Genomic DNA, 18,727 nt, shown 5'->3' with positions numbered 1-18,727 from the left:
CACACTGATGCCGACCTGTACGCTCCACCCCCTGCCCTACCAGCCCGACCCTGCCGCCTATTTCGCCCGCCTGCGCCAGGCCCCCGGTGCCATCCTGCTGGATAGCGCCCGACCCGGCGCCGAACGCGGGCGCTTCGACCTGCTCAGCGCCTGGCCGCTGCAACACCTGCAAGCGCAGCCCGACGAAGATGGCCGCACCTTCCTCCAGCGCCTGCGCGCCGGCCTGGCACGACTGGGCCATGCGCAGTTGCCCGCAGGCAGCGAGCAGCTGCCGTTTGCTGGCGGCCTGATCGGCTACCTGAGCTATGACTTCGGCCGCCGCCTGGAACACCTGCCCAGCCTGGCCGTGGACGACCTTGGCCTGCCAGACGCGCAACTGGGCCTATATGCCTGGGCGCTGGTGACCGACCACCAGTGCGCGACCAGCCAACTGGTGTTCCACCCGAGCCTGCCGGGCAGCGAACGGGAACGCCTGATCGCCCTGTTCGAAGGTGTCGACAACGCGCAAAGCGGCAGCTTCCAGCTACTCGCGCCGATGGCCGGCGACCTGCAGCCCGATCAGTACAAGGCCGCCTTTGACCAGGTGCAGCGCTACATCCAGGCCGGCGACTGCTACCAGATCAACCTTACCCAGCGCTTCCGCGCGCCCTGCCAGGGCGACCCGTGGCACGCTTACCAGGCCCTGCGCAAAGCCTGCCCCACCCCCTTCTCCGGCTACCAGCAACTGGCCGACGGCAGCGCCCTGCTGAGCTTTTCGCCCGAACGCTTCATCCGCGTCAGCCAGCGCCAGGTGGAAACCCGGCCGATCAAGGGCACCCGCCCGCGCGCCAGCAACCCGGCAGAAGACATGCGCAATGCCGAGGAGCTGCTGCACAGCCCCAAGGATCGCTCGGAAAACCTGATGATCGTCGACCTGCTGCGCAACGACCTGGGGCGTACCTGCGAGATCGGCTCGGTGAAGGTACCGGAGCTGTTCAGCCTGGAGAGCTACCCCAACGTGCACCATCTGGTCAGCAGCATCACCGGCCAGTTGGCCAGCGACAAGGACGCCCTGGACCTGATTGGCGACAGCTTCCCCGGCGGCTCGATCACCGGCGCGCCGAAGATCCGCGCCATGCAGATCATCGACGAACTGGAGCCGGCACGCCGGGCGCTGTACTGCGGCTCACTGCTCTACGTGGATGTGCGCGGCGAGATGGACAGCTCGATTGCCATTCGCAGCCTGCTGGTCAAGGGCGGACAAGTCAGTTGCTGGGGCGGCGGCGCGGTGGTGGCCGACTCCGAGTGGCAGGCCGAATATGAAGAGTCGATTGCCAAGGTGCGGGTGTTGATGGAGACCTTGCAGGGCTTGTGATCGGCGGCGCCTGCTTCGGGGGCTCGCCCGCTCCCACAACTGGCAGATGTGCGCTGTACCTGTGGGAGCAGGCGCCACCGACTGCAAGCCCGCCTAACCCGGCATTTTTTGTTACCATCACCTCACTACGAGCGCACAGCGCCACAGCCAAGATGGAAACCGCCTGATGAGCCAACCCTTCGACGTCGCCGCCCTGGCCGCGACCTATGCCAACAAGTCCCCGCAGGACATCCTCAAGCTTGCCTTCGAGCACTTCGGTGATGACCTGTGGATCTCCTTCAGCGGCGCCGAGGACGTGGTGCTGGTGGACATGGCCTGGAAGCTGAACAAGCAGGTCAAGGTGTTCAGCCTCGATACCGGCCGCCTGCACCCGGAGACTTACCGGTTCATCGATCAGGTCCGCGAGCAGTACAACCTGCCGATCGAAATCCTCAGCCCCGACCGCGCCAAGCTCGACCCGTTGGTCAAGGAAAAGGGCCTGTTCAGCTTCTACAAGGACGGCCACGGCGAGTGCTGCGGTATCCGCAAGATCGAGCCGCTGCGCCGCAAGCTGGCCACCGTGAGCGCCTGGGCCACCGGCCAGCGCCGCGACCAGAGCCCGGGTACCCGCAGCCAGGTGGCGGCAGTGGAAATCGACAGCGCCTTCTCCACGCCCGAACGCACCCTGTACAAGTTCAACCCACTTGCGCAGATGACCAGCGAGGAGGTGTGGGGTTATATCCGCATGCTGGAGCTGCCGTACAACAGCCTGCACGAGCGCGGCTTCATCAGCATCGGCTGCGAGCCCTGCACCCGCCCGGTACTGCCAAACCAGCATGAGCGCGAAGGGCGCTGGTGGTGGGAAGAGTCGACGCAGAAGGAATGCGGGTTGCACGCGGGCAACCTGATCAGCAAGGCATAAACAGCTGGGCCGTTGTGGGAGCGGGTTCATCGAGGCGTCGAACCGCCGCGAACACCGGCGAAGCCGGTGCCATACACCGCGTCGCCTTCTTCGCGGGTAAACCCGCTCCCACAGGGGCCGTGAGGCCCCTGCAATTCCGGATCAGTGCACCGGCAGCTCGACGCCTTCGAACAGGTCTTCCAGCTCCTGCTTGTTGTGGCACTGGATGGCCTTGGCCATCACTTCACGGGTCAGGTGCGGGGCGAACTTCTCGATGAAGTCGCACATGAAACCACGCAGGAAAGTGCCGCGGCGGAAGCCGATCTTGGTAATGCTGGCTTCGAACAGCTCGCTGGCATCCAGGGCCACCAGGTCGCTGTCGAGTTTGGTGTCCACCGCCATCTTGGCGACGATCCCCACGCCCAGCCCCAGGCGCACATAGGTTTTGATCACGTCGGCGTCAGCCGCGGTAAACACCACTTTCGGCGTGAGGCCGCGGTGGTTGAACGCTTCGTCCAGCTTCGAACGCCCGGTGAAACCGAACACGTAGGTAACGATCGGGTATTCGGCGACCGCTTCCAGGGTAAGCTTTGGCAGCTTGGTCAACGGATGGCCCTGCGGCACTACCACGCAGCGATTCCACTTGTAGCACGGCATCATGATCAGGTCGCCGAACAGCTCCAGCGCCTCGGTGGCGATGGCAAAGTCGACCGTACCGTCCGCGGCCATTTCGGCAATCTGCATGGGCGAACCCTGGTGCATGTGCAAGGACACTTCCGGGTACTGCTTGATGAAGTTGCTGATCACCGGCGGCAAGGCATAACGCGCCTGGGTGTGGGTGGTGGCGATGGACAGCGTGCCTTTCTTCTCGTTGGAGAACTCCTGGGCAATCTGCTTGATGCTTTCGACCTTGCGCAGGATTTCGCCGGCGGTATTGATGATGCGCTCACCCGCCGGGGTAACGCGGGTCAGGTGCTTGCCGCTGCGGGCAAAGACTTCAACACCCAGCTCATCCTCGAGCAGGCGGATCTGCTTGCTGATACCTGGCTGGGAGGTATACAGGCTCTGCGCCGTCGCGGAGACGTTGAGGTCATGATGCGCCACTTCCCAGATGTAGCGCAGTTGTTGAAGCTTCATAGGTTTCCCTCGGTTCAGCGATGAGTCCGCGGCAGCAGGCGGCGACGATATATAACTATATTAGTGGTTCTGGAAATAAATCTAGAACTATTTTGTTACATACCACCCCGAAATGGCCTACGGCCATCTTCATGCTTTCCTACGCCCCAAATGCTGCGCCAGCGGCACCATGTATACCGGTACCGGCGACAGCTGCAGCAGCCGTACCGCCGTGCGCCCCAATGGCACATCCACGCCGGCGCCGGTACTGTGGCTACCGAAAATCAGCAGATCGACGCTCAGCCGCTGTGCCTGGTCGAGGATCACCTGCGCTGGGTCGCCCTGACGTACCCGCACTGCCTTGATCACTGCCAGGTCAGCCTCCTCGCCAAGTTCGTCGCGAAAGTTTTCCAGCACACGCTGCTCGATATTGGCCATCACCGTATTCACCCCCTGGCTGTGCAACTGGTCGAGCGTCTGTTCATCGAGGTAGCTCTGCAGGAGAGATTCAGCGAACTGGCCCATGGGCTCCACCGCATGGATCACATACAACTCGGCGCCAAATGTGCGCGCCAGCGCCAGCGCGTGTTGCATGACAAAAGGGGCGTAGACACCGAGGTCGGTGGCATACAGCATGGAGTGGATCATTCGACCTCCTCGACTGCCGCTGCGGCAGAGCAAGCTTCAGCTTAGCAGCGCGCCGGACGCACGCTTTGCCGTCCGGCGCGCTGCCAATGCGGGCTGGAGCGCCCCGACGGGGCCAGAGCCACCCTCAGCGGGGCTGTTCGCCCCGGTCTATGAAAGCCAGCGCCTGATACAGCATCTCCATGCGCGGCAAGTGGCAGCCTGCCGCACGCGCCTGTGCCAACGGCTCGGCATAGATGGCCTGCAGCTCCAGCGGGCGCTTGTGGACATGGTCGTGGTACATGCTGGGCCAGTAGTCGGGCATGCGCTCGGTCACCTGGAACAGGTGCTCGGCATATCCCTCGGGCAACACATGGCCACATGCCGCCGCGCCTTGTACTACCTCCGCCATCAAGGCCTGGATCAGGGCACGGCCATTACTGTCGGCCATCAACGGCGTGGTGCTGGCACCGAGCAGCACCGACAGGCCGTTATAGGGCACGTTCCATACCAGCTTCTGCCAGCGTGCCTGGGCCAGGTCGGGCATGGCCTGCGAGTCGATGCCCGCAGCCCGGAACAGCTCAGCCCCCTCATTGACCAGCGCGGCACCGCCATCGTTGGCCGGCCCGCTGTGGTAGCCAAGGTTGACCGCGCCCAGGGCCTGGTGGCGGATCACGCCGGGTGCCTGGCGGTTGACGCAGATGAAACACAGGCCGCCGAGCAGGTGCATGTCGCTGCGCAAGGCCGGACGCAACTGCTCCTCCACGCCCAGACCGTTCTGCAACAGCACCACCTTGGCGCCCGGTGCAGCCGCCTGCACGATCAGCGGCGCCAACTGGTCATTGCTGGTGGCCTTGGTCCCCACCAGCAGCCAGTCGCAGGGCGGCATGTCGGTGGCACTGGCATAGGCCTGCACCTTCATCTGCAAGTTGCCATGCACGGCACTGTCCAGGGCCAGCCCCTGCTCGCGGACAACCTCGTACTCGCTGCGCAAAAGAAAATGCACATCGAAGCCGGCCCGGGCCAGCATCAACCCATAGAAGCCGCCGATGGCGCCACTGCCGATGATGCCGATACGTGGTGTGTGCGGATGCATGCCGATCTCCTGGTAAAAGTCAGCCCTCTTTTTACACAGGTTGCGCGGCGCTGGGCAGCCCATGCTCGGCAAACACCTGCCATCTCGGAAAAACCCCACACGGACTGGGCCCAGCCCATTGTCGCGCCACCTGTAACGCGCTAAGGTTCGGCTCCCCGCTGCGATTATTCTTGCTGCTGGGCCGCACGGGGATAGTTGGCGGCCGGCACCCGTGACCTGACGAGTAACACGATGGCTGATTTACCGATCGATGACTTGAACGTTGCCTCCAACGAGACCCTGATCACACCCGATCAGCTCAAGAAGGAAATCCCCCTCAGCGCCAAGGCCCTGCAGACCGTGACTGCCGGCCGTGAAGTGGTGCGCAATATTCTCGACGGCAAGGACCATCGCCTGTTCGTCGTGGTCGGCCCTTGCTCGATCCACGACATCAAGGCCGCCCACGAGTACGCCGAGCGCCTGAAAGTGCTGGCCGAGGAAGTGTCCGACACGCTGTACCTGGTCATGCGCGTGTATTTCGAAAAACCGCGTACCACCGTCGGCTGGAAAGGCCTGATCAACGACCCGTACCTGGATGACTCGTTCAAGATCCAGGATGGCCTGCACATCGGCCGCAAGCTGCTGCTGGACCTGGCCGAAATGGGCCTGCCGACCGCCACCGAAGCGCTCGATCCTATTTCTCCGCAGTACCTGCAGGACCTGATCAGCTGGTCGGCCATCGGCGCCCGTACCACCGAATCGCAGACCCACCGCGAGATGGCTTCGGGCCTCTCCTCGGCAGTCGGTTTCAAGAACGGCACAGACGGCGGCCTGACCGTTGCCATCAACGCCCTGCAGTCGGTATCCAAGCCACACCGCTTCCTCGGCATCAACCAGGAAGGCGGCGTGTCGATCGTCACCACCAAGGGCAACCCGTACGGCCACGTGGTACTGCGCGGCGGCAACGGCAAGCCGAACTACGACTCGGTCAGCGTCGCCCTCTGCGAACAGGACCTGGCCAAGGCCAAGATCAAGGCCAATATCATGGTCGACTGCAGCCACGCCAACTCCAACAAGGACCCGGCCCTGCAACCACTGGTGATGGAGAACGTCGCCAACCAGATCCTCGAAGGTAACCAGTCGATCATCGGCCTGATGGTCGAGAGCCACCTGAACTGGGGCTGCCAGTCGATTCCGAAGAACCTGGACGAGCTGCAGTATGGCGTGTCGATTACCGATGCCTGCATCGACTGGTCGGCTACCGAGAAGACCCTGCGCAGCATGCGTGCCAAGCTTAAGGATGTGCTGCCGCAGCGTAAGCGCGGCTGATGCAATAAAAGAGCGGGGCCGCTTCGCGCCCCATTCGCGGCACAAGGCCGCTCCTACAGGGTTATGCGATTTCCTGTAGGAGCGGCCTTGTGCCGCGAATGGGGCGCGAAGCGGCCCCGCTTTTTTTACAGAATCAGACCTTGCTCGAATGCCGCTGCTGGCGCTCCATGTAGCGTTCCACGTACGAGCAGGACGGAATCACCGTGTAGCCCATCTGCTCAGCATACTCCAGGGCCCGCTCGGTCAGGGCGGCAGCAATCCCGCGGCCGCGCAGGGCGTTGGGTACGAAGGTGCGATAGATGTCCAGCGTCTGTTTGCCCAGATCCATGTACGTCAGATAGGCACGATGACCGTCCACGCTGGTCTCGAACTGATGACCGGCCTGGTCATGATGGATGGTCAGCGCTTCGCTCATCACTACTCCTCGCAGGTCTTCTCGGCAGACCCATACCTTAACCGATGGTGGTTTATCCGGCACAGAATCCTCTACGCCACCTGTTGCCCACTTCGACCACTGGACGATTGCAATCGTTCGGATCTTCTGGCACTCACAAGATAGTAGGCGTCGCAGGCGGGATTGCTCAAGGTGGTGGCGGTTAAAAATGGCGAAAATGCGGCCAAATGCCATTCTTGACGGCGCGCCCTGCTGCAACCGGATGTACTAGGGCTTAAGACGCTGGCAGACAGTTAGAGTCACCCTTAGTTCAACAAAAAAGTTCCTGTACCACAGTCGCTTGCGAAGCCTGCACGTTTTTTTCACGGGCGTGTCGCAAATCTTGTCGGAAAGGCGTCAAGCAACATTTTTTTTGCAGTTCTTGCGCTTAGTCAGTTTACTTACTACAAGTAATGGGTACTATGTACGCCGGCCAGTTTCTCTTTTCCGAGAGATGGCTATTTAATAGAAAGTCCTTGAAGGGGAACACGATGAACAACGTTCTGAAATTCTCTGCTCTGGCTCTGGCCGCAGTTCTGGCTACCGGTTGCAGCAGCGTATCCAAAGAAACCGAAGCTCGTCTGACTGCGACTGAAGACGCAGCAGCTCGCGCTCAAGCTCGTGCTGACGAAGCCTACCGTAAGGCTGACGACGCACTGGCAGCCGCTCAGAAGGCTCAGCAGACCGCTGACGAAGCCAACGAGCGCGCTCTGCGTATGCTGGACAAAGCCAGCCGCAAGTAATAATCCTCACGGATTGTTATGAAGCCGACCCACTTGTGGGTCGGCTTTTTTATTGCCTGCGCACAAGGCAAACGCGCCAGGCAGAAACGAAAAGGCCTGCACTAAGGCAGGCCCGGGTGTGTCGCAATTACCTTACTGCAGTTCGGGCGGAATGCTCGAAACCATCGGCGCACCACCCTGGTTTTCGGTCGGTACGGCAATTTCCACCGGCATGCCATCTTCCGCGGCCACCACATCACGCACCATGTCCCAGTTCATGCGTAGGTTATTGGCCAGATCTTCTCGCTTGAGCAAGGCATTGATAACAGCAGTGTGTTTATCGACCACCGACGGATTACCCTGGTCGTCCAGCGGCGTGTGCGCCTCCAGATAGACCTTGCCACCACTGATACCGAACTTGTAGGGCTCGTTGATGATGCGCACCGGCGTACCCACCGGCACCATCTTCGACAGTTCCAGCACGTTGTTGTTGAGCATGCGGAAGCAACCGTGGCTGGTACGCATGCCAATGCCGAACTTCTTGTTCGAACCGTGGATCAGGTAGCCCGGCACGCCGAGGGTGAACTTGAACGGCCCCAGCGGGTTGTCCGGGCCGGCCGGCACCACGCTCGGCAGGATGTCGCCGTCAGCCGCGTGCTCGGCACGGATGGACGCTGGCGGGGTCCAGGTCGGGTTTGGCGTCTTGGCGGTGATCTTGGTATTGGCGATCGGCGAACCCCAGCCTTCACGACCGATGCCCAGCGGGAATGTATGCACCACGTTCTGCCCTTTCGGGAAGTAGTACATACGGTATTCGGCCAGGTTGATGACGATGCCCTCACGCGGGCCAGGCGGCAGGATGTAGCGGGTCGGCAGGATGATCTCGGTGCCGGCACCTGGCAGCCATGGGTCCACGCCCGGGTTGGCGGCGATCATTTCCAGATAGCCGAGGTCGTTGGCAGTGCCGATATCGGCAAACGTGTCCTCGTACTTTGCCTTGATCACATGCACCTGGCCGATGATGTCTTCACCGGGTGGTGGCAGGGGCAGCTCCAGCGCAGCAGCGGGGCCTGCTACCAGCAGGGCGGCCAGGGACAGGCTACGGGTGACGGCAGGAAAGCGCGGCAACATCCGGTAAATCCTTCGAAAGGTGGGTCAAGAGAATCGATTGTACACCCGCGCCGATGCAAGCGGGAGGCATTGGCGCCATGCAAGCGTTTCAGATGATGAAAGGTGCGGCGTTCAGCCGCCCTGCAGCTCCGGCCACACCGGGCGCATGCCGCGCCGCTGGGCATCGAGGATGGCGCGGCACAGGTCGCACAGGCGACCGTCGCGGTAGATCGAGCGCGGCACCCCCGACCAGCGCGGTTGCGCCGGCAGCAGGCCACCGCACAAGGTGCGGTCGGCCGGTACGCCCAGCTCCAGCTGGCGGGCCACGAGGTGGACGCGGATTTCCTGGCAGGCGAACAGGTCGAGCTGCTCATCAGGCTCGATCAGTTGGTAGGCATACAGGGACCAGGCAGGGCGCGGCATCGGTGGCACTCGAAACGGGGGGCGCAACATTAGCCGAAAGCCGGCGCCGTTTAAAGCGTCACAGCAAGGGTTTTATCGCCGGCCAGGCATTTTCCAGCAGGCGCTGCTGGGCAGCCTGGGCCGGGTGAATGCCATCCGCCTGCATCAACTCAGGCACGCCCCCTACCCCCTCGAGGAAAAACGGCACCAGCGGGACCTGTTTTTCTGCCGCCAGCTGTTCATACACCTGGGCGAAGGCGGTGGTGTAGCGCACGCCATAATTGGGTGGCAGGCGCATGCCCAGCAGCACCACCTTGGCACCGGCATTGCGCGAGCTCTCGATCATCGAGGCAAGATTTTGTTGCAATTGCGCTGGCGGCTGCCCACGCAGGCCATCATTGCCGCCCAGTTCCAGTACCACCAGGCTCGGCTTGTGCGCTGCAAGCAGCGCCGGCAGCCGCGCCTGGCCACCTGCACTGGTGTCGCCGCTGATCGATGCATTGACCACCTTGTCGTCGAAACCTTCGTCCCGCAGGCGGGTCTGCAACAGGGAAACCCAGCCCTGGCGGGTATCCAGGCCAAAACCGGCGCTGATACTATCGCCGACAACCAGCAGTGTTCCCGCCGCCGCGCTCTGGGCCAGGCAATACAGGGCCAGACCGGCACTCAACCACCACACTCGCATCGGATTCTCCATGGGCCCCAGCATTCTCGTTGCGCAGAACCTTAGCAAAGTGGTCCCCAGCGCGGAAGGTGACCTGACCATCCTGCACGCCCTGTCCCTCGACCTGGCCCAAGGCGACAGCCTGGCAATCGTCGGCGCCTCGGGTTCGGGCAAGTCGACCCTGCTTGGCCTGCTCGCCGGCCTCGACCAGCCCAGTGCCGGCAAGGTCATCCTTGCTGGCCACGACCTGGGGCCGCTGGATGAAGACCAGCGCGCGCGGGTGCGCGCCGAACATGTGGGTTTCGTGTTCCAGTCGTTCCAGTTGCTCGACAGCCTCAATGCCCTGGAGAACGTCATGCTGCCGCTGGAGCTGGATGGCCGCCGCGATGCCCGCGAACACGCGCGCACCCTGCTCGAACGGGTCGGTCTGGGCAAGCGCCTGAGCCACACTCCGCGCCAGCTTTCGGGCGGCGAACAACAACGGGTGGCCATCGCCCGCGCCTTCGCCGCGCAACCGGCAGTGCTGTTTGCCGACGAACCCACCGGCAATCTCGACAGCCACACCGGCGAGCGCATCAGCGACTTGCTGTTCGAACTGAACAAGGAGCGCGGCACCACCCTGGTGCTGGTTACCCATGACGAACGCCTGGCCCGGCGCTGCCGCCGCCAGATTCGCCTGGATGCGGGCCGCCTGGTGGCCCCGGCGGAGGCCTGATGACCCACATGCCGCTGTCCCGCCTGTGCGGCCTGGCCCTGCGCCAGCTGCTGCGCGACATTCGCGCAAGCGAAGTGCGCGTGCTGTTCTTCGCCCTGCTGGTGGCGGTCGCGGCCAGCACTGCCATCGGCTATTTCGGTGCCCGCCTCAACGGCGCCATGCAACTGCGCGCCAGCGAGTTCCTTGGTGCCGACCTGGTGCTGCAGGGCAGCGCCCCGGCCCGCGACCAGCAGATCGAGGCCGGCAAGGCACTGGGCCTGCGCCACGCCCAGGTCGTCGAGTTCACCAGCGTGGTCGGCGGCGACAACGGCATCCAGCTGTCCAGCGTCAAGGCTGCCGACGGTGCCTACCCATTGCGCGGGCAAGTGCGCAGTGCTGCGCAGCCCTATGCCACAGAAACCCCGGGCGGCGGCCCGGCACCTGGCGAAGCATGGGTCGAACCACGCCTTTTGGCGGCATTGGGGCTGAAGGTTGGCGACAGCATCGACGTGGGCATGAAGACGCTGCGCATGAGCCGCGTACTGACCTACGAACCGGACCGCGCCAACAACTTCTACAGCCTTACCCCACGGGTAATGATGAACCTGGCCGACCTGCAAGCCACCGGCGTGATCCAGCCGGGCAGCCGGGTCACCTACCGCGACCTGTGGCGCGGCGATGCCGAAGCGCTGGCCCAGTACCGCGGGGCACTGAAAAAGGACCTGGCCGCCAACCAGCGCCTGCGCGACACCCGCGATGGCAACCAGCAGGTCGGCGGCGCGCTGGGCAAGGCCGAGCGCTACCTGAACATGGCCAGCCTGGTGGCGGTGCTGCTGGCAGGCGTTGCCGTGGCCCTGTCGGCCAGCCGCTATGCCGCACGCCGCCTGGACGCCAGCGCCCTGCTGCGCTGCCTGGGCCTTTCGCGCCGCCAGGCACTGGGCCTGTACTGCCTGCAGTTGGCCATGCTCGGCCTGGTCGCCGCGCTGGCCGGCGCCCTGCTCGGCTGGCTGGCGCAACTGGGCCTGTTCCGCCTGCTGCATGGCCTGTTGCCAAGCGTGGTGCCTGCAGGCGGCATCGTCCCAGCCCTGGCCGGCATCGCTACCGGGCTGGTAGCCCTGGCCGGTTTCGCCCTGCCGCCAATTGCCGCGCTGGGCCAGGTACCGCCGCTTCGCGTGCTGCGCCGCGACCTGCTGCCGATACCGCCCAGCAGCTGGCTGGTGTACGGTGCGGCCCTGTTCGCCCTGGGCCTGATCATGTGGCGCCTGAGCCTCGACCTGCTGCTCACCTTCGCCCTGCTCGGTGGCGGCCTGGTCGCCGCGCTGCTGCTCGGCGGCCTGCTGCTGCTCGGTTTGCGCAGCCTGCGCCAATTGCTGGCCGGGGCACCACTGACCTGGCGACTGGGGCTGGGCCAACTGCTGCGCCACCCCATGGCCGCTGCCGGCCAGGCCCTGGCCTTCGGCCTGATCCTGCTGGCCATGGCCCTGGTCGCGCTGCTGCGCGCGGAACTGCTCGACACCTGGCAAGCGCAGTTGCCCAAGGATGCACCCAACCATTTCGCCCTGAACATCCTGCCGGATGATCGTGAGCCCTTCGCCCAACACCTGCAGCAGGTCAATGCCACCTCGGCGCCGCTGTACCCGGTGACACCCGGCCGCCTGGTAAAAATCAACGAGCAACCGGTGCAGCAGGTGGTCAGCAAGGACTCGGCAGGTGAGCGCGCCGTTCAGCGCGACCTCAGCCTGACGTGGGCGGCCGAGCTGCCCGAAGGCAACGCACTGACAGGCGGCAACTGGTGGCAGGCGTTGCCCGCCGAAGATGAAATCCCCGGTGTGTCGGTGGAGGCGGAACTGGCCAACAGCCTGAAGCTGCAACTGGGTGACCTGCTAACCTTCGACATCGGCGGCCAGCAACGCCAGGCACGGGTCAGCAGCCTGCGCAGCGTGCACTGGGACAGCTTCCAGCCGAACTTCTACATGATCTTCCAACCCGGCACGCTGCAGGGGCTTCCGACCACCTACCTGACCAGCTTCTATCTGGCACCGGGCCATGACCTGGATGTGGTGGCGCTGTCACGGGCATTCCCGGCAGTGACCATCCTGCAGGTGGACGCCTTGCTCGATCAGCTGCGCAGCATCCTCGCCCAGGTGACCCTGGCGGTCGAGTATGTGTTGCTGTTCGTGCTGGCAGCTGGGTTGGCGGTGCTGTTCGCTGGCTTGCAGGCGACGCTGGACGAGCGTATCCGCCAGGGCGCCTTGCTGCGTGCGCTGGGCGCGGCGCGGCCATTGCTGGTCAAGGCGCGGCGGATCGAGTTCGGCTTGCTGGGTGCGGCCAGCGGCTTGCTGGCGGCGGTCGGGTGTGAGCTGATTACCTTGGTGCTGTACCGCTATGCCTTCGACCTGCAATGGAGCCCGCATGTGTGGTTGCTGCTGTTGCCGCTGGCAGGGGCGCTGCTGGTAGGTGGTGCAGGGGTGCTGGGGACGCGGCGGGCGTTGAATGCCAGCCCGCTGGCGGTTTTACGCGAGAGTTGATGACAGCCTGTGCCGGCCTCTTCGCGGGTAAACCCGCTCCCACAGGTCCGACACAACGGTCAAATGCTGTGGTAACCCTGTGGGAGCGGGCAAGCCCGCGAAGAGGCCGGCACAGTCAAAATCGACTCATTGCCCGTAGCTGATGCTGTTTACATACCAGGTCGCTTCACCGGTAGGCGTGTGCACCACCACCTCATCACCCTCCTCCTTCTTCAGCAAGGCGCGAGCCATGGGCGAGTCGATCGAGATGTAGTCATTGCGCCCATAGATCTCGTCATACCCGACAATGCGAAACTTCATGGTCTCGCCCTCGTCGTTCTCAATCTCCACCCAGGCACCGAAAAACACCTTGCCCTCCTGCTGCGGCGAGTAGGCCACCACCTTCACATCTTCAAGACGCTTGCGCAGATAACGCACCCGACGGTCGATCTCGCGCAGCAGCTTCTTGTTGTACTGGTAGTCGGCATTCTCGCTGCGGTCGCCCAGCGAGGCCGCCCAGGTAACCTTCTGGGTAATCTCGGGGCGGTACACCCGCCACAGGTGGTCCAGTTCTTTCTTCAGCGCCTCATGGCCTTCCGTGGTGATGATATTGGTACTCAACAGCGCGCTCCTCAGCGGCGGGTAATCAGGCCTTGGCGCGCGATACGGGTGAGGTGGCCGATGATATCGGCGGCCTCGTCCGGCGCCGGGGCCTGGATCACGGCCAGGTCGAAACGGTCATTGCCATACTGCGCGAGGTGGCAGCCGGTGTCGGCGAACTGGATCAGAAAGGCACGCGCCTGGCCCTTGCGCCTGGACAGGCCTTCAAGGTGACGCAAAAGAGTGGGTTGATGCTGGCCGCCGAGCAGGATGCGCGGTGTGCGGGACGCCTGGCTGGCAGGCAAGGGGCTCAAACAGACACTGGTACGTGGGCAACTCATGGAGCTTCTCTCCGCCTCGCGAATCCCGCTGGGCAGCGGTGGGAGGCGTCACCGAACCAGCGCTTTAGCGGTATTTCGGATGACCCGGAGAGGGGCTTTCCTGCGCCCCGCAAGTAGCTGTTTAAATCGGCGCAGACGGTATGCTAGAGCTACAAGCGGCAAGATACAAGCCTCAAGCCGAAAGTGATCGGCCTGAGGCTTGTATCTTGGCATTTGCGGTGTATCAGCGGGCGATCAGGCGGTCCAGCGAGAAGCGGCCAGCGCCTTCGATCAGCACCGCAACGGTGCCAGCCAGCAGGGCCAGGCCGAACTCATAGCCGTTGTTGGACATGAACAGGCCGTTGCCGATGTGCACCGAGAGGATCGCCACCACCAGGGTCACCGCCAGCACCAGGGCCGCCGGGCGGGCCAGCAGGCCGATCACCAGGGCCAGGCCGCCGAAGAACTCGGCACTACCGGACAGCAGGGCCATCAGGTAACCCGGGGCCAGGCCGATGCTCTCCATCCACTGGCCGGTGCCTTCCAGGCCATAGCCGCCGAACATGCCGAACAGTTTCTGCGCACCATGCGCAATGAAGATGATGCCGACCAGGATACGGATGACGCTCAGGCCAGTGCCGGCGCGGGTGGAGAACAGAGCGTTGAGGGTAGCGTTGTTCATGTCGAAGACTCCTTGAAGCGGGAAAGTTGTGTTGGGATGGGCGCCATCATAATCGATTCGACAGATATGAAAATCGCAAAAACCCCGACATAACAATCGACAATATCGATTTGTCAGCGTTTAGCCACACGCTCCAGCGCAGCACGTTCCCGATTGAACGCTACAAAGTACTTGTTGACGCTGTTGACGAAGTTGACTGGCCCCATGCCCACCTGCTCCATGGCAATGCGTTCGGTCTGGAAGAACCACTGGTCGCCATTCAGCCCGCGACGCCGCGCCTCCGCACGCATGGCCTGGACCCGCTCGGGCCCCAGGTTGTAGGCCGCCAGGACGAAGGCCATGCGCTCGCGCTCGTTGATCTTGGCGCTGGCAAAGAACTTGCGCCGGATCAGCGCCAGGTAACGGGCGCTGGCCTGGACATTGCCATCCACCGAGGCGGTGTTGCTCACCCCCACGCGCTGCGCCGCCGAAGGGGTAATCTGCATCAGGCCATGGGCCCCTCCGGTGCCGCGCGCTGCCGGGTTGAGCGTCGACTCCTTGAAGGCCAGCGCGGCCAGGTTGAGCCAGTCGATCTGCTGCGCCTCGCCGTGTTTCTGCAGCACCCCCCGCAGCGCGGTCAGTCGCTGGCGATTCTTGCTGGCCAATGGGTCGTGCACCCGGTACTGGCGGCGGTAGATGCGCTCGAACGCGGCGTCCTGGTTGTCCGGCGCCCGGTAGCCCTGCAGAAAGCGATCGACTGTGGCCAGCAACTGCGGCGCATCGCGCCCCACATACCAACGCATGGCTTGCGGCGCCCCCAGTTTTACGCGGCTGTCCAGCCTCAGGCGCGGCATCACCCGGGCCCAGCGCCGGGCGATCGGCTGCTCGACCACGGTCAGGTGATAGATGCCGGCCTGGACCATTTCCAGCACATCCTCCACCGCCAGGGTCGAGTCGACCCACTCCACCTTGATCGGCGCGCGCTTGCGCAGCGCCAGCTGCTGGTTGACCTGCTGGATCAACGGGCCGGCCGCGCTAGCGCTGGTCAGGGCCACGGTACGCCCGGACAACTGCTCGACATGGCTGAAACTGCGCTCGCCCTTGCGCCCCACCAGCAGCAGCGGCACCTGGTCGAGCACTGGTGCGCTGCTGCTGACCCCGCGCACCACGGCGGGGTCGAGCAGTTCACCTGGCGCGGCCAGGTCACCCTCGCCACGGGCCAGGGCCCCCAGCAACTGCTCCTTGGCCCGCGGTATCAGCTTGAGCTGGATCTCCTGGCCGTCGGCGGCGCGGGCATTGAGATAATGTTCCAGGGCACGCAGGCGATAGTATTCGATGCCGACCGGCTCGCCCTTGACCTCACCGGAGCTGTTGCGGCTCTGGTTGACCAGCACCCGCAGCACCTGGCTGGTGCGAATCTGTTGCAGGTCACGGACCTTGGCAGGCGCGATGTTCTGCTGCGGCCCCGGCGCGCGCGCATGGGCAGGCCCGGTCAGGGTCAGCCCAAGCGTCAGCAGGAAAATGAGCCAGCATCGCTGCATGCGAAAACGTGTCCGTTGTCGGTGGGCGGCATCCGTGGGTTGTGCCGCCAAGAGAAATGACGGCAAAAGACCACGGCAACAGCATGAAGTTCTTGGCTTTTTCAGAAAAACAAGGTTTTTGCTATGCTGGCCGCCCCGCGGCACGAGGTAGCACCATGCAACTGATCGATATCGGCGTCAACCTGACCAACAGCAGTTTCCACGACCAGCAGGCGGCAATCGTCGAGCGCGCCCTTGAGGCCAGGGTCACGCAGATGGTGCTGACGGGCACCAGCCTGGCGGTCAGCGAACAGGCGCTGGAACTGTGCCAGCAACTGGATGCGAGCGGCGCGCACCTGTTCGCCACGGCAGGCGTACACCCTCATGATGCCAAAACCTGGGATGCCGGCAGCGAGCGCCAGTTGCGCCAACTGTTGAGTGAACCACGTGTACGCGCCGTGGGTGAATGCGGCTTGGACTTCAACCGCGACTTCTCCCCTCGCCCGCTGCAGGAAAAAGCCCTTGAGGCACAACTGGCACTGGCTGCCGAGCTGCGTCTGCCGGTGTTCCTGCACGAACGCGACGCCAGCGAACGCCTGCTGGCGATCCTCAAGGATTACCGCGACCACCTGGCCGGCGCAGTAGTGCACTGTTTTACCGGCGAGCGCGACGCGCTGTTCGCCTACCTGGACATGGACCTGCACATCGGCATTACCGGCTGGATCTGCGACGAACGCCGTGGCACCCACCTGCACCCGCTGGTGGGCAACATTGCCGAGGGGCGGCTGATGCTGGAGAGCGATGCGCCTTACCTGCTGCCCCGCAGCCTGCGGCCCAAGCCGAAGAACGGGCGCAACGAACCAGCGTTCCTGCTGGAGGTGTTGCGTGAAGTGGCCTTGCACCGGGGCGAGTCGACCGAACACACGGCGGCACATACCACGGCAACGGCGCGGGCGTTTTTCCAACTCCCCTGAACCCGACGCGTTCTCCTGTAGGAGCGGCCTTGTGTCGCGAAAGGGCCGCAACGCGGCCCCGGCAATCTATCCGCTGAAGCTGAAAACCTGGGGGCGCTTCGCACCCCTATCGCGACACAAGGCCGCTCCTACAAAAGCGCGGCAGAACTTGCGGCGGAATTTTCTTGATACACATCAAGAAAGGCCCTGGCTTGCGCAGGCACAATGATGGCACCTTGCCAATATTGTTCCCGCTCAACTCAGAGAAGACCTGCCCATGGGTGCCTGGCTTAGCAATGTTTCCCTGAAGTACAAGTTCTGGGCCGTCAACGCGGTGGCCTTTGTCACGACCTTGCTGCTGGTGCTCTATGCCGTGCACCTGGAGCAGCGCGCCCGCGCCGAGGCCGCGCAGGCCCAGGCGGCCGCGCAGGCGCAACTGCTTGCTGCCTGGCCGGCCGGCCAGCCGCTACCCCGCCCGGCCAATGTCATCAGCTGGTCGCCCGGGCAAACGCCCACCTTCGCGGGCGAACCCCTGGAGGCCCTGCGCAATGCCCAAGGCTGGGTCGAACTGCCTGCCGCCCGGCTCTTGGGCAACAACCCGCTACAGGGCGCGCAGGTACTGCGCAACGGTGATCAGCAAATGGCCGTGCTGGCCCAGTCGCCAAGCCTGCGCCAGGTGTTCTTCGACCGATTCAGCAACTACGCGGTATGCGTACTGATCCTGATGCTGGCCATGCTCGGCGCCTCGCAGTTGCTGATCCGCTTCCTGCTCAGCCAGCTCAACACCCTCAAGGATGTGATGCTGCACGTGGAAAAGACCGGCGACCTGTCGGCCCGCGTACCGTTGGCCTGTGGTGACGAGGTCGGCCAGATGGCCGGGGCCTTCAATGCCATGCAGGCGACCTACCACCGCGTGGTCAGTACTGTCGCCCACACCGCTGCGCAACTGGACTCCGGTGCCGCGCGCCTGGCCGCGAGCATGAGCGACGTGCGCCACGGCATGCTCGGCCAGCAGAGCGAGACCGACCAGGCCGCTACCGCCATCAACGAAATGTCGGCAACGGTGCACCACATCGCCCAGCATGCCGGCGCCACCCGTGACCTGTCACAAACAGCCGACGCCCTGGCCGGTAGCGGCCAGGAGGTGGTCAGCCGGGTACAGGACTCGATCTCCGGGCTGTCCAGCGGCGTGCAGCAAACTGCCGAGATGATTCGTCAACTGGCCGAAGACAGTCAGAAGATCAATGGCGTGGTCAGTGTGATCCACAGCATCGCCGAGCAGACCAACCTGCTGGCGCTCAATGCCGCCATCGAAGCAGCACGCGCCGGCGACCTGGGCCGCGGCTTTGCCGTGGTGGCCGATGAAGTGCGCAACCTGGCCAAGCGCGTACAAAACTCCACCGACGAGATCACCACCATGGTTTCGGCTCTGCAGTCGGGCACCCGGGATGCAGTGGAATTCATGCAGGAGAGCTCGTACAAGGCCGACGACTGCGTCCGCCAGGCCCAGGAGGCCGGCGAGGCACTGGCCGAAATTACCGGTGCCGTGGCGCAGATGCGCGAAAGCAACACCCAGATTGCCGTGGCAGCCGAGCAGCAAAGCCAGGTGGCCGAGGAAATGAACCGCGCCGTGGTGAGTATCCGCGATGTCACCGAACAGACCGTGCAACAGACCGTGGGCTCGGCAACCACCAGCAGCGAACTGGCAACCCTGGCCGGTGAACTGAACAAGGCCATTGGCCAGCTCAAGCTATAGTCACCAT

Annotated in this window: 19 protein-coding genes; 8 read left to right on the top strand and 11 right to left on the bottom strand. The window is 63.9% G+C overall.

The features are described from left to right. Nucleotides 1-7: 7 nt before the first annotated feature. Nucleotides 8-1,354 carry an aminodeoxychorismate synthase component I gene (pabB, locus tag NY023_RS09990; RefSeq protein WP_013971906.1) on the top strand — a complete coding sequence of 449 codons (1,347 nt, stop codon included), beginning with the start codon at nucleotides 8-10 and terminating at the stop codon, nucleotides 1,352-1,354. A gap of 166 nt (nucleotides 1,355-1,520) precedes the next feature. Then, entirely contained in the window at nucleotides 1,521-2,255 is a 735-nt protein-coding gene (locus tag NY023_RS09985) for a phosphoadenylyl-sulfate reductase (protein ID WP_013971905.1), read from the top strand. Nucleotides 2,256-2,396: 141 nt separating this feature from the next. On the opposite strand, the gene cysB is transcribed toward NY023_RS09985, so the two are convergent. The 3 genes from cysB to NY023_RS09970 all read right to left on the bottom strand — a co-directional run bounded on the left by cysB (nucleotide 2,397) and on the right by NY023_RS09970 (nucleotide 5,070). Beyond that, nucleotides 2,397-3,371 carry an HTH-type transcriptional regulator CysB gene (gene cysB, locus NY023_RS09980; protein WP_013971904.1) on the bottom strand — a complete coding sequence of 325 codons (975 nt, stop codon included), beginning with the start codon at nucleotides 3,369-3,371 and terminating at the stop codon, nucleotides 2,397-2,399. A 129-nt stretch (nucleotides 3,372-3,500) separates the two neighbouring features. After that, complete coding sequence (locus NY023_RS09975; RefSeq protein WP_013971903.1) at nucleotides 3,501-3,998, bottom strand: universal stress protein; 498 nt, start codon at nucleotides 3,996-3,998, stop codon at nucleotides 3,501-3,503. Between the two features lie 124 nt (nucleotides 3,999-4,122). Next, nucleotides 4,123-5,070, bottom strand: a complete 948-nt coding sequence (locus NY023_RS09970; protein ID WP_013971902.1) for a putative 2-dehydropantoate 2-reductase — start codon at nucleotides 5,068-5,070, stop codon at nucleotides 4,123-4,125. Between the two features lie 231 nt (nucleotides 5,071-5,301). On the opposite strand from NY023_RS09970, the gene NY023_RS09965 reads away from it, so the two are divergent. Continuing rightward, the gene (locus NY023_RS09965; protein ID WP_013971901.1) at nucleotides 5,302-6,378 is read left to right on the top strand and encodes a 3-deoxy-7-phosphoheptulonate synthase; all 1,077 of its coding nucleotides are present in this window, start codon (nucleotides 5,302-5,304) and stop codon (nucleotides 6,376-6,378) included. Between the two features lie 133 nt (nucleotides 6,379-6,511). Here the strand turns inward: NY023_RS09965 and NY023_RS09960 are convergent, their stop codons facing one another. Continuing rightward, nucleotides 6,512-6,793: a GNAT family N-acetyltransferase gene (locus NY023_RS09960; RefSeq protein WP_003259781.1), complete on the bottom strand. Its 282-nt coding sequence runs from the start codon at nucleotides 6,791-6,793 to the stop codon at nucleotides 6,512-6,514. Nucleotides 6,794-7,302: 509 nt separating this feature from the next. On the opposite strand from NY023_RS09960, the gene oprI reads away from it, so the two are divergent. Then, on the top strand, nucleotides 7,303-7,554 hold the full coding sequence (oprI, locus tag NY023_RS09955; RefSeq protein WP_003259780.1) for an outer membrane lipoprotei OprI: 252 nt from the start codon (nucleotides 7,303-7,305) through the stop codon (nucleotides 7,552-7,554). Between the two features lie 132 nt (nucleotides 7,555-7,686). Here oprI and NY023_RS09950 read toward each other — a convergent pair whose 3' ends face one another. The 3 genes from NY023_RS09950 to NY023_RS09940 form a co-directional block, all read right to left on the bottom strand. After that, nucleotides 7,687-8,664: a L,D-transpeptidase family protein gene (locus NY023_RS09950; RefSeq protein WP_003259779.1), complete on the bottom strand. Its 978-nt coding sequence runs from the start codon at nucleotides 8,662-8,664 to the stop codon at nucleotides 7,687-7,689. Between the two features lie 111 nt (nucleotides 8,665-8,775). Next, the gene (locus NY023_RS09945) at nucleotides 8,776-9,066 is read right to left on the bottom strand and encodes a hypothetical protein (RefSeq protein WP_013971899.1); all 291 of its coding nucleotides are present in this window, start codon (nucleotides 9,064-9,066) and stop codon (nucleotides 8,776-8,778) included. A 58-nt stretch (nucleotides 9,067-9,124) separates the two neighbouring features. Further along, nucleotides 9,125-9,730, bottom strand: a complete 606-nt coding sequence (locus tag NY023_RS09940) for an arylesterase (RefSeq protein WP_023663107.1) — start codon at nucleotides 9,728-9,730, stop codon at nucleotides 9,125-9,127. Between the two features lie 10 nt (nucleotides 9,731-9,740). Here NY023_RS09940 and NY023_RS09935 point away from each other — a divergent pair, with 10 nt between their 5' ends. Beyond that, nucleotides 9,741-10,424: an ABC transporter ATP-binding protein gene (locus NY023_RS09935; RefSeq protein ID WP_003259775.1), complete on the top strand. Its 684-nt coding sequence runs from the start codon at nucleotides 9,741-9,743 to the stop codon at nucleotides 10,422-10,424. Next, on the top strand, nucleotides 10,424-12,931 hold the full coding sequence (locus NY023_RS09930; protein WP_013971897.1) for an ABC transporter permease: 2,508 nt from the start codon (nucleotides 10,424-10,426) through the stop codon (nucleotides 12,929-12,931). The genes NY023_RS09935 and NY023_RS09930 overlap by 1 nt, the downstream gene beginning before the upstream one ends. Nucleotides 12,932-13,057: 126 nt before the next feature. Here the strand turns inward: NY023_RS09930 and greB are convergent, their stop codons facing one another. From greB to NY023_RS09910, 4 genes are all read right to left on the bottom strand, one after another. After that, nucleotides 13,058-13,531: a transcription elongation factor GreB gene (gene greB, locus NY023_RS09925; protein WP_013971895.1), complete on the bottom strand. Its 474-nt coding sequence runs from the start codon at nucleotides 13,529-13,531 to the stop codon at nucleotides 13,058-13,060. Nucleotides 13,532-13,542: 11 nt separating this feature from the next. Then, entirely contained in the window at nucleotides 13,543-13,851 is a 309-nt protein-coding gene (locus tag NY023_RS09920) for a hypothetical protein (protein ID WP_023661930.1), read from the bottom strand. 223 nt (nucleotides 13,852-14,074) lie between these two features. Then, nucleotides 14,075-14,512 carry a DoxX family protein gene (locus NY023_RS09915; RefSeq protein ID WP_013971893.1) on the bottom strand — a complete coding sequence of 146 codons (438 nt, stop codon included), beginning with the start codon at nucleotides 14,510-14,512 and terminating at the stop codon, nucleotides 14,075-14,077. A 113-nt stretch (nucleotides 14,513-14,625) separates the two neighbouring features. Then, on the bottom strand, nucleotides 14,626-16,032 hold the full coding sequence (locus NY023_RS09910) for a transglycosylase SLT domain-containing protein (RefSeq protein WP_013971892.1): 1,407 nt from the start codon (nucleotides 16,030-16,032) through the stop codon (nucleotides 14,626-14,628). Between the two features lie 155 nt (nucleotides 16,033-16,187). Here NY023_RS09910 and NY023_RS09905 point away from each other — a divergent pair, with 155 nt between their 5' ends. Both NY023_RS09905 and NY023_RS09900 read left to right on the top strand, forming a co-directional pair. Next, nucleotides 16,188-16,985 carry a TatD family hydrolase gene (locus tag NY023_RS09905; RefSeq protein WP_013971891.1) on the top strand — a complete coding sequence of 266 codons (798 nt, stop codon included), beginning with the start codon at nucleotides 16,188-16,190 and terminating at the stop codon, nucleotides 16,983-16,985. Nucleotides 16,986-17,241: 256 nt separating this feature from the next. Further along, nucleotides 17,242-18,720, top strand: a complete 1,479-nt coding sequence (locus NY023_RS09900) for a methyl-accepting chemotaxis protein (RefSeq protein ID WP_013971890.1) — start codon at nucleotides 17,242-17,244, stop codon at nucleotides 18,718-18,720. The last annotated feature ends 7 nt before the right edge of the window (nucleotides 18,721-18,727 follow it).

The organism is Pseudomonas sp. NBB (genome assembly GCF_032701105.1).
Classification (GTDB): domain Bacteria; phylum Pseudomonadota; class Gammaproteobacteria; order Pseudomonadales; family Pseudomonadaceae; genus Aquipseudomonas; species Aquipseudomonas asiatica.
This window is presented reverse-complemented; position numbering and strand designations above follow the sequence as displayed.

Coding starts and splice junctions, on each gene's coding strand:
- NY023_RS09950 (WP_003259779.1), bottom strand. CDS start 8,664: ATGTTGCCGCGCTTTCCTGCCGTCACCCGTAGCCTGTCCCTGGCCGCC.
- NY023_RS09945 (WP_013971899.1), bottom strand. CDS start 9,066: ATGCCGCGCCCTGCCTGGTCCCTGTATGCCTACCAACTGATCGAGCCT.
- NY023_RS09960 (WP_003259781.1), bottom strand. CDS start 6,793: ATGAGCGAAGCGCTGACCATCCATCATGACCAGGCCGGTCATCAGTTC.
- NY023_RS09935 (WP_003259775.1), top strand. CDS start 9,741: ATGGGCCCCAGCATTCTCGTTGCGCAGAACCTTAGCAAAGTGGTCCCC.
- NY023_RS09970 (WP_013971902.1), bottom strand. CDS start 5,070: ATGCATCCGCACACACCACGTATCGGCATCATCGGCAGTGGCGCCATC.
- NY023_RS09940 (WP_023663107.1), bottom strand. CDS start 9,730: ATGCGAGTGTGGTGGTTGAGTGCCGGTCTGGCCCTGTATTGCCTGGCC.
- NY023_RS09900 (WP_013971890.1), top strand. CDS start 17,242: ATGGGTGCCTGGCTTAGCAATGTTTCCCTGAAGTACAAGTTCTGGGCC.
- oprI (WP_003259780.1), top strand. CDS start 7,303: ATGAACAACGTTCTGAAATTCTCTGCTCTGGCTCTGGCCGCAGTTCTG.
- NY023_RS09905 (WP_013971891.1), top strand. CDS start 16,188: ATGCAACTGATCGATATCGGCGTCAACCTGACCAACAGCAGTTTCCAC.
- cysB (WP_013971904.1), bottom strand. CDS start 3,371: ATGAAGCTTCAACAACTGCGCTACATCTGGGAAGTGGCGCATCATGAC.
- NY023_RS09915 (WP_013971893.1), bottom strand. CDS start 14,512: ATGAACAACGCTACCCTCAACGCTCTGTTCTCCACCCGCGCCGGCACT.
- NY023_RS09975 (WP_013971903.1), bottom strand. CDS start 3,998: ATGATCCACTCCATGCTGTATGCCACCGACCTCGGTGTCTACGCCCCT.
- NY023_RS09965 (WP_013971901.1), top strand. CDS start 5,302: ATGGCTGATTTACCGATCGATGACTTGAACGTTGCCTCCAACGAGACC.
- NY023_RS09920 (WP_023661930.1), bottom strand. CDS start 13,851: ATGAGTTGCCCACGTACCAGTGTCTGTTTGAGCCCCTTGCCTGCCAGC.
- NY023_RS09910 (WP_013971892.1), bottom strand. CDS start 16,032: ATGCAGCGATGCTGGCTCATTTTCCTGCTGACGCTTGGGCTGACCCTG.
- NY023_RS09930 (WP_013971897.1), top strand. CDS start 10,424: ATGACCCACATGCCGCTGTCCCGCCTGTGCGGCCTGGCCCTGCGCCAG.
- pabB (WP_013971906.1), top strand. CDS start 8: ATGCCGACCTGTACGCTCCACCCCCTGCCCTACCAGCCCGACCCTGCC.
- NY023_RS09985 (WP_013971905.1), top strand. CDS start 1,521: ATGAGCCAACCCTTCGACGTCGCCGCCCTGGCCGCGACCTATGCCAAC.